Origin of the sequence: Vibrio sp. A2-1 (genome assembly GCF_021728355.1) — a bacterium.
Taxonomy (GTDB): Bacteria; Pseudomonadota; Gammaproteobacteria; order Enterobacterales; family Vibrionaceae; genus Vibrio; species Vibrio splendidus_K.
The window spans coordinates 15,242-30,412 of record NZ_JAKKCO010000006.1; the positions used below are offsets into that span (position 1 = coordinate 15,242).

The 15,171-nt window shown below is 44.6% G+C and carries 10 protein-coding genes; 4 read left to right on the plus strand and 6 right to left on the minus strand.

Features of this window, described 5'->3' with window-relative positions:
- Nucleotides 1–6 precede the first annotated feature (6 nt).
- The 5 genes from acnD to L3V33_RS17840 form a co-directional block, all read right to left on the minus strand.
- Entirely contained in the window at nucleotides 7–2,643 is a 2,637-nt protein-coding gene (acnD, locus tag L3V33_RS17820; RefSeq protein ID WP_237290942.1) for a Fe/S-dependent 2-methylisocitrate dehydratase AcnD, read from the minus strand.
- 101 nt (nucleotides 2,644–2,744) lie between these two features.
- Nucleotides 2,745–3,959: a 2-methylcitrate synthase gene (prpC, locus tag L3V33_RS17825; protein WP_237290943.1), complete on the minus strand. Its 1,215-nt coding sequence runs from the start codon at nucleotides 3,957–3,959 to the stop codon at nucleotides 2,745–2,747.
- Nucleotides 3,960–4,105: 146 nt separating this feature from the next.
- Entirely contained in the window at nucleotides 4,106–5,002 is an 897-nt protein-coding gene (gene prpB / locus L3V33_RS17830; RefSeq protein WP_237290944.1) for a methylisocitrate lyase, read from the minus strand.
- 100 nt (nucleotides 5,003–5,102) lie between these two features.
- The gene (locus L3V33_RS17835; protein ID WP_054547688.1) at nucleotides 5,103–5,822 is read right to left on the minus strand and encodes a GntR family transcriptional regulator; all 720 of its coding nucleotides are present in this window, start codon (nucleotides 5,820–5,822) and stop codon (nucleotides 5,103–5,105) included.
- Between the two features lie 377 nt (nucleotides 5,823–6,199).
- Nucleotides 6,200–7,321, minus strand: a complete 1,122-nt coding sequence (locus L3V33_RS17840; RefSeq protein ID WP_237290945.1) for a multidrug effflux MFS transporter — start codon at nucleotides 7,319–7,321, stop codon at nucleotides 6,200–6,202.
- A 98-nt stretch (nucleotides 7,322–7,419) separates the two neighbouring features.
- On the opposite strand from L3V33_RS17840, the gene L3V33_RS17845 reads away from it, so the two are divergent.
- On the plus strand, nucleotides 7,420–8,184 hold the full coding sequence (locus tag L3V33_RS17845) for a helix-turn-helix transcriptional regulator (protein ID WP_237290946.1): 765 nt from the start codon (nucleotides 7,420–7,422) through the stop codon (nucleotides 8,182–8,184).
- 31 nt (nucleotides 8,185–8,215) lie between these two features.
- On the opposite strand, the gene L3V33_RS17850 is transcribed toward L3V33_RS17845, so the two are convergent.
- The gene (locus tag L3V33_RS17850) at nucleotides 8,216–11,386 is read right to left on the minus strand and encodes an HD domain-containing phosphohydrolase (protein ID WP_237290947.1); all 3,171 of its coding nucleotides are present in this window, start codon (nucleotides 11,384–11,386) and stop codon (nucleotides 8,216–8,218) included.
- 450 nt (nucleotides 11,387–11,836) lie between these two features.
- On the opposite strand from L3V33_RS17850, the gene L3V33_RS17855 reads away from it, so the two are divergent.
- From L3V33_RS17855 to L3V33_RS17865, 3 genes are all read left to right on the plus strand, one after another.
- Nucleotides 11,837–12,808, plus strand: coding sequence for a tripartite tricarboxylate transporter substrate binding protein (locus tag L3V33_RS17855; protein ID WP_017076146.1), 972 nt, complete (start codon nucleotides 11,837–11,839; stop codon nucleotides 12,806–12,808).
- A 245-nt stretch (nucleotides 12,809–13,053) separates the two neighbouring features.
- Complete coding sequence (locus L3V33_RS17860) at nucleotides 13,054–13,554, plus strand: tripartite tricarboxylate transporter TctB family protein (RefSeq protein ID WP_004733594.1); 501 nt, start codon at nucleotides 13,054–13,056, stop codon at nucleotides 13,552–13,554.
- Between the two features lie 10 nt (nucleotides 13,555–13,564).
- The gene (locus tag L3V33_RS17865) at nucleotides 13,565–15,085 is read left to right on the plus strand and encodes a tripartite tricarboxylate transporter permease (protein ID WP_146456782.1); all 1,521 of its coding nucleotides are present in this window, start codon (nucleotides 13,565–13,567) and stop codon (nucleotides 15,083–15,085) included.
- The last annotated feature ends 86 nt before the right edge of the window (nucleotides 15,086–15,171 follow it).

Below are 15,171 nucleotides of genomic sequence, written 5' to 3' on the forward strand. Positions count from 1 at the left end.
AAGCTCCTACTGTGCAAGAAAGTCTTTGGCAAAACGCTGCAATACACCACCAGCGCTGTACACGTTCACTTCGTCTGCAGTGTCTAGTCGACAGGTCACGGGAACATCAAGCTTTTCACCGTTTTTACGAGTAATGACTAGAGCCAAATCAGAACCTGCTTGGATGTCACCATAAACGTCGTAAAGCTCGGTACCGTCCAATTCTAAGGTGTTGCGATTGGTCCCCGCTTTGAATTGCAAAGGCAGCACGCCCATGCCAACCAAGTTGGTTCTGTGAATTCGTTCAAACCCTTCAGCCACAATCACTTCAACACCCGCTAAGCGCACACCTTTGGCAGCCCAGTCACGTGATGAACCTTGTCCATAATCGGCACCAGCAACGACAATCAAGGGTTGTTTACGATTCATATAGGTTTCAATCGCTTCCCACATTCGCGTAACTTGACCTTCAGGTTCAACTCTTGCTAATGAACCTTGCACGACTTCTCCAGCGTCCTTCACCATTTCGTTAAACAGCTTAGGGTTGGCGAATGTTGCTCGTTGCGCGGTTAAGTGATCACCTCGATGGGTCGCGTAAGAGTTAAAGTCCTCTTCCGGCACTTCCATTTTGGTGAGGTATTCCCCCGCAGCGCTCGAAGCGAGAATCGCATTTGAAGGGGATAAGTGATCTGTGGTGATGTTGTCCCCCAGAATAGCTAAAGGTCTCATCCCTGAAAGGCTTCGTTCCCCCGCAAGAGCCCCTTCCCAATAAGGTGGTCTTCGGATATAGGTACTTTGAGGTCGCCAGTCATAAAGCGGTTCAGTAGTCACCTGCTCCTCGTCTGGCTGGAACATTTTCACGTAGATTTGTTGGAATTGCTGAGGCTTAACATGCTCACCGACAACCGCATCAATTTCTGCGTCACTTGGCCACAAATCACTTAGAAAGATTGGCTTACCATTGTTGTCGGTGCCTAAGCTGTCTTTCTCGATATCAAAGCGAATCGTGCCCGCTAAAGCGTAAGCAACCACCAATGGCGGTGAGGCTAAAAACGCTTGTTTAGCATAGGGATGGATTCGACCATCAAAGTTTCGATTCCCCGATAACACAGCGGTTGAATACAGGTCGCGGTCTATGATCTCTTGTTGGATTTTAGGGTCCAACGCCCCACTCATTCCATTACAAGTCGTACACGCATAACCCACGATACCGAAGCCTAATTGTTCAAGTTCAGGAAGCAAACCTGCTGACTCGAGATAGAGCTTGGCAACTTTAGAACCCGGCGCAAATGACGTTTTCACCCACGGCTTGCGAACTAATCCAAGTTGATTGGCTTTCTTAGCCACCAATGCTGCGGCGACGACATTTCTTGGGTTACTGGTATTGGTACAAGAAGTAATCGCCGCAATGATCACGGCACCATCTGGCATTTGGTCATCGCTATATTTCGCCGAATGTTGTTCTTTCCAAGATGATTGGCTAATACCTTGTTTGGCAAGTTCACTGGTTGGTAGGCGGCGATGGGGATTGGATGGCCCTGCAAGGTTGCGCTCAACTTTCGACAAATCAAATTCAAGCACACGTTCGTATTGAGCGGCATCTAAATCATCGGCCCATAAGCCAGTTTGCTTAGCGTAAATCTCAACTAATTCAACCTGCTCAGGCTCTCGACCAGTGAGTTTCAGGTATTGAATGGTCTGTTCATCGATATAGAACATACCTGCTGTCGCGCCGTATTCTGGCGTCATGTTAGATATAGTGGCGCGGTCACCAATAGTCAGTGCACGAGCACCTTCACCAAAGAACTCTAGATAACTGGAAACCACTTTTTCATTTCGAAGGGACTCTGTAATCGCAAGCACAATATCCGTTGCGGTTATCCCTTCTTGTCTTTGACCCGTTAGCTTGACGCCCACGATATCAGGCAAGCGCATCATCGACGGACGACCGAGCATCACAGTCTCAGCTTCCAAACCACCTACACCTATTGCAATAACACCCAGAGCATCAACATGAGGAGTATGACTGTCGGTGCCGACACAGGTATCAGGAAACGCGATGCCTTCTTTAGATTGAATCACTGGAGACATTTTCTCCAAGTTAATCTGGTGCATAATTCCATTACCCGCAGGAATCACACTCACGTTTTTAAACGCGGTTTTACACCATTCAATAAAATGAAAACGGTCTTCGTTTCTGCGTTCTTCAATCGCACGGTTTTTATCAAAGGCTTCACTATCAAAGCCTGCATGTTCCACGGCTAAAGAGTGATCAACAATCAGTTGGGTTTCGACAACGGGGTTCACCTTGGCAGGGTCTCCGCCTTGGTCGGCAATCGCGTCTCTTAATCCAGCCAAATCTACTAGGGCTGTTTGACCAAGAATGTCATGACACACCACACGCGCAGGATACCAAGGGAAATCAAGGTCACTCTTGCGTTCAATGATCTGTTTTAAGCTGTCTTCAAGGGTTTCAGGATCACAGCGTCTTACTAATTGCTCTGCCAATACTCTCGACGTATAAGGCAAGGTTCTATAACTGCCCGGAGATATCGCTTCTACCGCTTCGCAAGCATCGAAATACTCTAAATGAGTTCCGGGTAAAAGTTTTCGGTACTGATTTTTATCAAGGTACTGAGCTTGTTCAAGTTTCACATCAGACATACATCCACCATTATCTGTTAAATTCTATTCGTTGGTTCTTGAGGCCTTGTCGTATGAAGACGGAAGTCACCTCAAGACATAAGTCGGCTCGTTATAGAGGGCTAACGTAGATGAATAGGTAACCATTCTTGATGCTCTGGCCCGGTGTAGTCTGCACTTGGACGAATGATGCGATTGTTTTCTCTTTGTTCGAACACATGCGCCGTCCAACCTGTAAGGCGGCTCATCACAAAGATCGGAGTAAACAATTTGGTTGGGATGTCCATGAAGTGATATGCCGATGCGTGGAAGAAGTCAGCATTACAGAACAAGCCTTTCTCGCGCTTCATAACCGCTTCAACACGTTCTGAAACGGCGTAAAGCTGTTTATCACCTACCTCTTGAGCTAGCTCTTTTGACCAACGCTTGATTAGAGCATTTCGTGGGTCGCTTTCACGATAAATGGCATGACCGAAGCCCATAATTTTGTCTTTGTTAGCAAGCATATTCATGATGTTCGCTTCCGCTTCATCAACGGTTTGCCAATCTTGGATCATTTCCATCGCCGCTTCATTTGCGCCACCGTGTAATGGGCCTCTTAACGTGCCAATCGCTGCGGTAACACAAGAATGAATGTCAGATAAAGTTGATGCGCAAACTCGAGCCGCAAATGTAGATGCATTAAACTCATGTTCCGCGTAAAGCGTTAGCGAGCAGTGCATCACCTTCTTATGAAGTTCACTAGGCGCTTTATCCGTTAGCATCTTCAAGAAGTAGCCACCTAGACAGGCTTCGCTTTGATCTTCAGTATCAATGCGCACGCCATCATGGCTAAAGCGGTACCAATAACAAATAATGGCAGGGAAAAGCGCGAGCATTCGTTCGGTCGCAGGCAGTTGCTCGGAGAAACCGGACTCTTGCTCTAGATTACCTAGAATTGAACAGCCCGTTCTCATCACATCCATTGGATGAGCGTCTGCTGGAATAAGCTCTAGTGCTGCTTTCAAAGGTTGAGGTAAGCCGCGCAAACCAACCAACAATGTTTTGTAATCGTCTAGCTCTTTTTCACTGGGTAAGTGACCTCTTAGTAGCAGATGCGCCACTTCTTCGAACTGAGCATGATTAGCAAGGTCGGTAATGTCATAGCCACGGTAAGTTAAACCCGTTCCTGACTGACCTACCGTACATAGCGCCGTGGTTCCCGCACTCTGACCACGTAGACCAGCACCACCGATTGCAGGTGCGCTGGCTGGTGCACTTTCTGTATTTGCGTTTTGTTGTTGATTTTCTGTTGAAGCCTTATCGAAAGCTGCTTTATCACTCAAAGATACAGACATGGTGAACTCCTTTTCTGTGTTAGCCGCCTGCACTCTTTGGTGCTGCCTGTTTATATGTCCGATGATCTTTATCATCGGTACTGGATATGGCGACTAACCATTTCACGTTATTGGATTAAGTTGATTTTTGATTAATTGAAACTGGTTTACCCTTCACTTGAAAACAACTGATCAAGCTTATTCTCGTAGTCGTGGTAATTCAGGTGTTCGTAAAGCTCTTTACGGGTTTGCATTGAATCCAACAAAGCTTCTTGATTACCTTCAACTAACAAGTGTCTGTAAACATTCTCCGCTGCTTTGTTCATTGCACGGAACGCACTCAACGGGTAGAGCACCATGTCGACACTTGATTGGGCTAACTCGTTACAGTTGTAGAGTGGTGTTTGGCCGAACTCAGTGATGTTCGCGAGAATAGGCACGTGCTTACCCGTTGCAGATTTCAGCGCCGCCGAGAACTTCACGTATTGGTCTAGCTGATTCATCGCCTCAGGGAAAATCATGTCAGCGCCCGCTTCAACACACGCAATCGCTCGTTCAATCGCACTATCAATACCTTCAACCGCCAATGCATCCGTACGCGCCATAATCACAAAGCTCTCATCGGTTCTAGCATCTGTTGCCGCTTTGACTCTATCTACCATCTCTTGCTGGCTCACAATCGCTTTATTTGGTCGATGACCACAGCGTTTCTGAGCGACTTGATCTTCCATGTGAATTGCGGCTGCGCCTGCCTTCTCCATCGATCGAATGGTACGTGCGATATTGAATGCGCCACCAAATCCCGTATCGATATCCACCAGCAAAGGCAGATCACACGCATTGGTAATACGTTCAACATCCACCAACACATCGTTCAATGTCGTAATACCTAAATCAGGCAAACCATAAGACGCATTGGCGATGCCTCCACCAGATAGGTAAATAGCTTGATGCCCCAAGTTCTTTGCCATCATCGCGCAATACGGATTCACCGTGCCGACGATCTGCAATGGGTCGTTGTCTTGCACAGCTTGTCGGAACTTAGCTCCTGCTGATAACTTCATAATGACGCTCCCTGTTAATTGTTTATTTCTAGCTAACCTTTAAGACTTACGGCTTTTGGTTATCGCCAGCACTGATCCGCTGACAGATTCCAATGGTCGCTTAATCAAGATCTTTGGATTGAATTTGTTGTTCTATAAGCAATCGACTGCCCGAGATGTGTCGTCGCATTAGCATTTCTGCTAGCTCTTCATCGCGATTACGAATCGCTTGTAGGATGTATTTGTGTTCATCAAGCGCCTCTTTTGGTCGAGACTGTGCTCTAGGCGATTGGTAGCGATACATGCGTAATAGGTGATAAAGCTCGTCACACAACAACGAAATGAGTTTGCTGTTACGACTCGCTTTGATAATGCGGTAATGAAAATCGAAGTCGCCATGTTGATGGAAGTAAGATGAACCCTCAACTTCATCGATGTGCTTTGAGTGTGTCGACAATAATCCTTCAAGCCCGATAAGCTCTTCTTGTGTGATATGTCGCGCTGCTAAGCGCGCCGCCATGCCTTCCAATGCCTCTCGCACCGCGTAAAGCTCTAGCAGTTTGTCTGCCGAAAAAGTAATAACTCGAGCGCCGACATGAGGAATTCGCTCAATCAGCCCAAGCCCTTCGATACGCATTATCGCTTCACGTAATGGCCCTCGACTTACCTCGAAGCGTTTAGCCAGTTCAGGCTCCGAGATCTTACTGCCCGGTGGTAATTCACCGTTAACAATCGCCTCAACGAGATACTCTGTCAGATTTTCCGACTTGGTGTTTTCTTTGTCGCTCACACGTGTTTTCGTGTTTGCACTTAAGGTGAGATCTTTTATCGCAGTATTCATATTCACGCTGCTCACTTCTGATTGCCGACCCTAACTGTCAACAATTTCATAACATGAACATAAAATACACGATCAAATTGTCGACAATCAAGTAGATTGTCGACAATTTAGACTAAGGTAGTACTTTTATTAATCGGTAGAGAAGTAGTAAAGCGAAGCCATAAAAGAAAATAAATAGATGTTATTCATTAAGTTAAATCGTGAGCAAGCTTCAAACCCTTACCCACCCCAAATTTGCTCGAAAACAATGTGTCGACAACTGACAGTCAACTTTCAGAGATAGTATTCATTTCTACTCATCAGCTATTTAGACCAAAAAAAGAGAAGCAATGATCGCCTCTCTTTATTATTCACAAGATTAACACTCTAAAAATTGGTTAATCACGAGACATCAACATAGTGCTTGCCAATAAAGACATGCCTATTAGCACTACCCCTAAGTTACCAATCTCACCAGCAAGCCCTAATCCCCCACCAATTAAACAGTAATACAACAATCCTAGAACCGCCCCTGCTGTGCCAACTTGCTGTTTATAATTGACCAACGCCGTACTAAATATATTAGGACTTGCCATACCAAATCCTACAACCACAGCAGCCATTCCTAAAAGAAACCAAAGGCTGTCTTGGTAAAAGTACACCTGAACAGCCCCAACAAAGCTGATTAACACCGCGATCTGAATGAGTCTTTGGGAACCCCATTCTTTTACTAGCAATCGTTTATTCATCGAGCTTCCTAAAACAGATGCTGCCGCTAATATCACGCCACTGTAACCAAATTCAATGGAACTTAAGCCAAACTGGCTGAACATAAATGGCGCTAAAGAATAATAGCTAAACATCATGACATTAAAGCAAGCCACAAGAATCGCACTTTTCCAAATATCTCTATCTTTTACCATTACCGTGAAAATACCAATAAAGCTGACTGTTTTAGTATCAGCAGGTTTCGTTTCGGGTAAGGAAAAGGCCGATACGATCAGCAATATAAAAGCCATGACAAGCAGTAAACTGAACACCACTAAGTGTCCAAAATATTCAGCAATCAATCCTCCTGACATTAAACCAACAACAGGACTAATTGATACTGCAACAATTGCTAGCGAAAACACTTTCCCTAGCTCTTTGCCTTCATAGCTATCTCGCAATATTGTTTGACCAATAACTGAGCCTACCGCCGCCCCAAAAGCTGAAACAACCCGCGCAATCATGACCATATCAAATTGAGTTGCCGTGATGGCTAAAAGGCAACCAACGCCATAAGTAAACAAACCACACAACATCGCTTTTCTTCGGCCAATAAGATCAGAAACTCGTCCCCAAAAAACAACACCCATAGCAAAAGAAATAAAGTAAATCGACAAGGTTTGACTAGCGCTTGCCATTGATACACCAAAATAATCAACTAAGTGCGGCAATACTGGGCTGTAGATAGTTTCAACAATTTGGGGGAACATCAGCAGAACGATGATCAGTCCCATATGGTTTTTTTTATTCATATTATTCTCTTCTAAAACTGGAATAAGAGAAGTATATGGATTTCATTTATGTTCAAATATCAACAGTAGAACAACAAACATCAAAATAAGGACAAATCATGTTAATCGATGACAACACACCTTTTTATGTTGATGGAATGCCCTATCCCTTTGTCGGCATTGCCGCCCAAGTCGGCAGGCACGATTCTGGTATGCATACACACAACCGTGCACAATTGTTATTTGCACCACACGGTTGCATCAGTATTACCCTCGACGGAATGCATTGTGTGTTGCCGCCCACCAAAGTTGCCTGGATACCCGCGGGAATTGAGCATTGTGCAACCATGACCAATGTAGTGGCCTATCGCTCGCTTTATTTTGATCCTGTTCGCATTAAAAACTTGCCTGAAGAGTTAAGTATTCTTAACGTCACACCACTACTAAAGGAGTTGATCGAACGAATGGCTTTTTGGGATTGGGATAAACCTAGTGAAGAGCAACACAACACATTGGCGTTGTGTTGCGAGGAACTTTCTTACGCAGAAAGGAACGAGCTAACGCTACCTTTACCCAAAGATAAACGATTAGCGTTGTGGTTAGAAAAAGTAAAACTAGGAACACAGTTACCTCAACCACTCAATGAAATGGCCAAGCATATTGGAGCAAGCAGCAAGACCGTTAGCCGATTATTCATCAAAGAAACGGGGATGCCTTACCAAGCTTGGCGTCAACAATGGAGGCTGTTAAGTGCCATTGAGCAATTGTCAGAAAAAAAGAGTGTCTCTGTGGTTGCCCACGAGTTAGAGTTCTCCAGTGACAGTGCGTTTATTCATTTCTTTAAGCAACACACCGGAGAAACCCCAACTCACTACATGAAGTGAGGTCAACAGCCATTCATGCTTTCTGGCAAAGTTAAGCAGCGACGCCTTCAACTACATATTTTGATAGGTCTATATGATCGATTTGTTCCGGTTTTAAATACGTTTCGGCATAACGGATATGTGTCCCGCTAGTTAGAAACAACCTAAACAGTTCTATATCGAGATGCTCGTCCAACGCCATTTTGTACATGATATCGACAGCAACACTAATCGGCTTCGCTTTCTTGTACGGCCTATCCGCAGCGGTTAATGCCTCAAAAATATCAGAGATAACCAGAATACGTTCTGGGATTGAGAGGTCATCACCAGTCAGCTTCCTTGGATATCCTGTACCTTTAAGTGTTTCATGGTGAGTTGAAGCGTAGCGAGGAACACGGCTTAGCTCTTTCGGGAACGGCAGATTCTCAAGCATCTTAATCGTGCCAAGCATGTGCTCATTTATCTTAAATCTATCTTCAGCAGTTAAGGTGCCACGTGCAATACTCAGGTTATAGACTTCGCCCAGATTGTATAAGTGCTCAGGCACATCCATTTTTATTTGATATTTCGGGTCGAACTCTAACGGTCTATCTCTTTTCACTATATGTTCAGGCTTATCACATAACAGCGGTTCTACCGCTGGTAAGCTTGAACTTGATTCTCGATTCAACGCCTCTATCGGTGATAGACCAAGTTGATCATCAAAGTTACGCATCCAAGTCGTTTCAGCTATCAAGCGAATACGAGCAGCTTTGTCGTCACTCATGAACTCACCACCAACGTTTGATATCGCGATAAAGGCAAAGTCATCTTGTAGCTGATGTTTCGTTGCCGCAAGCTCATCGGCTATCAGTTGCGTTGATAGAGTACCTTCAAGTTGTTTCCTCAAAGCAGTGATTTCCGCATCACGCCAAAGTACTTCAAATCGCGTTCTCACCTCGTGGATTCGGTTGTAGTTCGCTTCTAGCTTCGTACCTTTATCGACGATGTGTTCCGGTGTCGTGATCTTGCCACAATCATGAAGCCAAGCCGCAATTCTAAACTCACGGCGTTCGTCATCATTTTTAAACTCAAAGTCTTTGAAGTGCTCAGATTGTGATTGTTCAGCCGCGTCAGCCAACATCAAGCCGAGTTCTGGTACACGATTACAATGCCCTGCCGTATAAGCGGACTTATCATCGATCGCTTGAGCAATGAGCTTGATAAACGACTCAACAAACGCCTCTTGCATCTGTTCATGTCGTTTAATCTCCATAGCCATATCTTTTACGGCAACAGATAATTCCCACACTTCTTTGATTCGAGTATCAAGAATTGTCACGTTGTCATAATCACGCAGCTTAACCTTATGAGTCTCTTCCTCTAATTGGCGAATTGGATGCACTATCGGCGCACCAAAAGCCCAAGCAATAGGCAACGTCAAACTCATCAGTAACACCGTTACACCAACAGAGGTTGCTAGACGTTTATTGACTGTACTGAAGACTTCGGATTCGGGAATCAATACCGCAAAATACTCAGAGTAGTGTTCGCCCGTGTCTATTTTCTTTAAATAGAGATGTTTGATCTCGCCATTCAACTCTACCCTTACCATACTGCCTTCAACCGTTGCTTCCTTAGTCAAATCATAAAGTTCAGTATAAGGAACCGTCGTATTCGTATTAAAGCCGGTATCATGCAGCCACTTTTTCGCTAAGGCATCAAGTTGTTCACCACTTAACTTGCTGATAGCTTGATCAATGATTGGAAGCAATTGTTTATGCTTGCTCTGCAGCACCAAATGGAATTGGTTTGAATAGTTCTGTTTTAGATCTTCTAGAGTCCCATTGACAACAAGGCCTGGCTGGAAAAACCTATCTAATGCAAACGAGAGTACGGGTTCTGCTTCTAAGAAAGCAAAGTTCTCTTCGCTTTCAATTGAATTAAATGCAGACTCTAGGTTTTCAAATTCAACTAAATCAATGTTCGGAAAATCCTCTCTCAACTTAGGAATAATTGACCACCCAGATAAAATGGCAACTTTTTTACCCTCAAGCTCGGCATAATTAGTGACAACCTTCGCGCCGACCCTTGTCACGATAGAAAATGGCAATTCATAAATTGGAGTCGTGTATAGGCCATCTATGCCATTATTTTTATAATTTTGAACCGATTGCAAGCCATCAATACTTCCTTCTTGAAACTTACTGACAAGCTCGCCCCAAGAGAAACCGTTAACAAATTCAAACTTGATCCCTGTCATCTCACCAATCATTTTAAGAAGGTCTATCGCATAGCCGTTCGGTTTTCCCGCCACTGAAAAGTCCATCGGCCCCCAATCATTTTGATTAGACACTAACAGCGGAGGGGTATCGTTAACCAAGGCTTGCTGCTCAGACGATAGCATCAATGTTGGTACATCAAACTCCGATTCCTGATTGTTAACCTTGAGGTTAGACGCAATAATATTGCCCGATTTCGAATATAAGAAAGACTCCACCTTACTGTCTTCTGCTAAGCCAAGCGCCGCACTTGATAGTTTGCTAGCCAAAGAAGACAACACAATATCAATACCAATCACATGTTGAACTTCAGATTCTATTTTTGAATCAAACGCTAAAGAATAAGTTTGCCCGGTAATTTGTAAATGCTGGAAAAGATATGGCTGAGTTTTTTCGACCGACTGAACATTAGCAGAAACATACCAAGGCCTGGTCGTTGGAAGGTAGTTGCTCTGCTCCGTAGTTGAGTTTCTTAGCGTAAACTCTTGGTCAAAATATTTCGTCGTACGGACGCGCTCCTCCCCTATATTATGAATCTCAACCACAACCCAACGGTCCGTTTGTTGTGCACCGATTTTTTCTCTAACGACAGGGGCAGATTCTAGATTAATAATTTGGAAGAAGTTTTCATTAGACGAGCCAATGTAAATACTATAAAAGAGAGGGTTATCTTTAATTGCTTCTGAAAGAATAGTACGCGACTCTTCTTTAGATATTTTGTTACTTATAGAACGTTTCACTGAAGAAAGTAAACGCGCGGTATTGGCTGCGTCAGAATCAACCGCGCCGATATAGTTACTCAGCTCTTGGGACACCATCGTCAACTTTGATAGGGTATTCTCAGTCGCCATTTTTTTACTGAAGTAATATTGCAGTGAAACCGCAACAACAGCGGTAAGAAATGTCGCGAGTAAAAACATTCCTCCAACAGTAAATCGTAACGAAATTTTTTTGTCTGTCATTATTCGATCCTTGAATAACCACTAGCTCAGAAATGTAACGTGCCAGCTATAATCATATTATTACAGTAGCACTGCACACCTAGCAACATATTATTCTATATATTAAAGAGCGCCTCTCCATATCACTCTTTGTGTCGCAATAAGTACCCTCTTTAATGATACACAGCAGTATAAAGCGACCAGCAGTCAAAAAAATTGTTCACATAACCTCAAGAAAAACCTAGTTATTATTGCTGGAAGAGTCCTATAGCCACGCCTCCGTGAACTTTATGAACTTTATTCACCCAATGTTCTTTATCCTCAATATCGCCGCATTAAAGACAATTCGTTAACACATCGTTAACTTTAACCTCATCTGCTAAGCAATGCTCTATTCGTGTGTTTAGCAGCTGGATATAAAACATAAGTTTCTCTCCATTGAAGAGATCCCCTACATAAGGAACGTGAACCATGTTCAAGGCACTGAAACCTACTCTTGCGGCTTCTATCATCGCAGCTACCTTTTCTTTCAACACTTTTGCTGCGGACCTAGAGAAAATCCACTTCCTAATCCCTGGCGGTGCTGGCGGCGGTTGGGATATGACGGCTCGTGGTACGGGTGATGTATTAGTGAAATCAGACATCGTTGAAAATGTCTCTTTCCAAAACTTGTCTGGTGGCGGCGGCGGTAAAGCCATTGCACACCTAATCGAAACAGCTCAACGCCAAGAAGACACGTTGATGGTGAACTCAACACCTATCGTTGTTCGCTCACTAACAGGTATCTTCCCACAATCTTTCCGAGACCTAACACCAGTTGCAGCAACTATTGCCGACTACGGTGCAATCGTGGCGTCTGCTGATTCGAAGTACGACACTTGGGAAGATGTAGTAAAAGAGTTCGAAACCAACCCACGTAAAGTGAAAATCGCAGGTGGTTCAGCTCGTGGCAGTATGGATCACCTTGTGGTAGCAGCGGCGTTCAAAGGCGAAGGTTTCGACGCTAAGAAAGTACGTTACATCGCCTACGATGCAGGCGGCAAAGCAATGGCAGCGCTACTGTCTGGCGAAACACAGCTTCTTTCTACTGGCCTTGGTGAAGTGCTAGAGATGTCTAAATCTGGCCAAGTGAAAGTGCTTGCTGTAACGGCACCAAAGCGTCTTGACGCTGCACCTAACATCCCAACACTGACTGAGTACGGCAACGAAACCGTATTCGCTAACTGGCGTGGTTTCTTTGCAGCACCGGGCACAAGCCAAGCGAAGATCGATGAATGGAATGTAGCGCTTGGCAAAATGTACAAAACCGATGAGTGGCAAGTGGTTCGTGACCGTAACGGTTGGATCGACAACTACAAAGCTGACAAAGATTTTTACGCCTTCCTAGAAGATCAAGAAAAACAGATGGGCGACCTAATGCGTGAGCTTGGTTTCTTGAAATAACCAACAACCATAGAGGGCCTATGTGCCCTCTTACTCTTTCCTTGTTTCGCCGTACATGAGTTAACTTCAAACTCCTTTGTTTATTCGTAGACGTATTACTAACGCTTGCCGATTCGTTATAAACGCAAGTGGCTGATAAACCAGTACCGTAATTCGCTTACCTTTGGTTAGTGATCCCAGACATTTCATTGACTCGCTCATGTACGGCTTTTTTATTTTTTATACCACCCCAAATGGAGTTGGATATGTCGGACTTACCAACCAAATTTCTGAGTAAGGAATCTTTGCTTTCGAAGGATCGCATCGGAGCCATGCTCTTTATGCTTGCATGTTTATGCTATGGCTACCAAACCACGCTGATTCCTTTGTTCCCCGGTGACGAGTACGAACCCTTCACAGCAAGAACCTTACCTATCCTGCTAACGTTTATCGGCATTGGCCTTTCGTTGATCCTGCTTATAACCGGACAGCCGGATAAAAAAGTCACATGCGACACTACGCCGCTGAACTGGAAACTACTGATTGGCTTCTTGGTGTTAATGGCTCTGTACGGTGTTGGGCTGACTTATCTTGGCTTTGTTTTAGCAACCAGCTTCTTCTTACTTGCAGGCTTTTACCTACTGGGTGAGCGCCGCAAAGCTGTCTTATTTGGCGCGTCGTTTCCTTTCGTTATCGCGTTCTTTCTTTTATTAACTCAAGGCTTAGATATCTACCTAGAGCCTGGTTTAATCTTCACTCTTTGGTAGGGATAACATTATGTTAGACGGAATTTTACAAGGACTTTCGACCGCCGTGATGCCAATGAACATCATGATGGTAATTGTTGGCTGTTTTGTTGGTACCTTTATTGGAATGCTACCGGGACTCGGTCCAATTTCAGCAATCGCGTTGATGATCCCGATTACATACGGCCTAGATCCTTCTTCTGGCCTAATCTTGATGGCTGGTGTGTACTACGGCGCTGTATTTGGTGGCTCGACGTCATCAATCTTAATCAACGCTCCGGGTTGTTCTTCAACGGTAGTAACCGCATTCGATGGCTACCCGATGGCACAAAAAGGCCAAGCTGGTAAAGCGTTGGCACTCGCGGCTTACTCTTCTTTCACTGGCGGCACGCTTTCGGCAATAATGCTTTTGATTGCGGCTCCGGCTTTAGCAAGCGTCTCATTGAGCTTCCAGTCTTCAGACTACTTCGCATTGATGCTATTAGGTTTATCGGCTGTAGCGGCGTTTGCGGGCCCAGGTCAGGTGATCAAGGCATGGATGATGACCATTCTTGGTTTGATGCTATCTACTGTTGGTATCGATAAAGGGGTTGGTGTTGAACGTTTCACTTTCGGCCTAACGGATCTGATGGATGGCTTTAGTTTCCTACTTCTTGCTATGGCAACCTTCGCTTTAGGTGAGACTTTAATGGGTATTTTGAAACCAGAGAAAGACACTAGCGGCGAAGAAAGCCAAAAGATGGCTGATATTGGTAGCATGAAAATTACCAAAGAAGAGTTCAAAGAAGTGGCGCCAGTTTCGATTCGCTCCTCTATTCTAGGTTTCTTTACGGGTGTGTTACCGGGCGCAGGTGCAACTATTGCGGCATTCCTAAGCTACGGTATGGAACGTAGCCTTGCGCCAAAAGACAAACAGAAAGAGTTTGGTAAAGGCAGTATTCGTGGTCTTGTTGCTCCTGAATCAGCAAACAACGCAGCTTCAAGTGGTTCATTCGTTCCGCTGTTAACGCTTGGTATTCCTGGCTCTGGTACTACCGCAATCATGCTTGGCGCCCTAATCGCTTACGGTATTCAGCCAGGCCCTCGCTTGTTTGTTGAACACCCAGATGTATTTTGGTCAGTAATTATCTCGATGTACTTTGGTAACATCGTACTGGTTATCTTGAATCTGCCTTTAATCCCTTACATCTCTAAACTGCTCGCGGTACCAAGAACGGTACTACTGCCAATGATTATCTTCTTCTCAATCACAGGCGTGTACTTGGTGTCTTTCAACACGATGGATGTTTTTGTAATGCTCATTGTTGCGATGGTTGCGATTGCGCTGAGGTTGGCTAACTTCCCACTTGCCCCATTACTCCTAGGTTTTATCCTTGGTGGATTAATGGAAGAGAACCTACGACGTGCATTGATGATCAGCGATGGCGAGCTGAGCTTCCTATGGGAACGACCAATCACCATGACATTCACTATCTTGGCGGTATTGGTTCTCTCTAGTCCGATTCTCGTTAAGCTGTTCAAGAGCTTTAGAGCAAAGCCTGTTGAAGTTTAGGCTCAGAACATCACTTATTTAAACTAAACAGAAGGAGCCTCAGGCTCCTTTTTTCGTATCCGTTATTTCAAAAAAACACAGCTCTA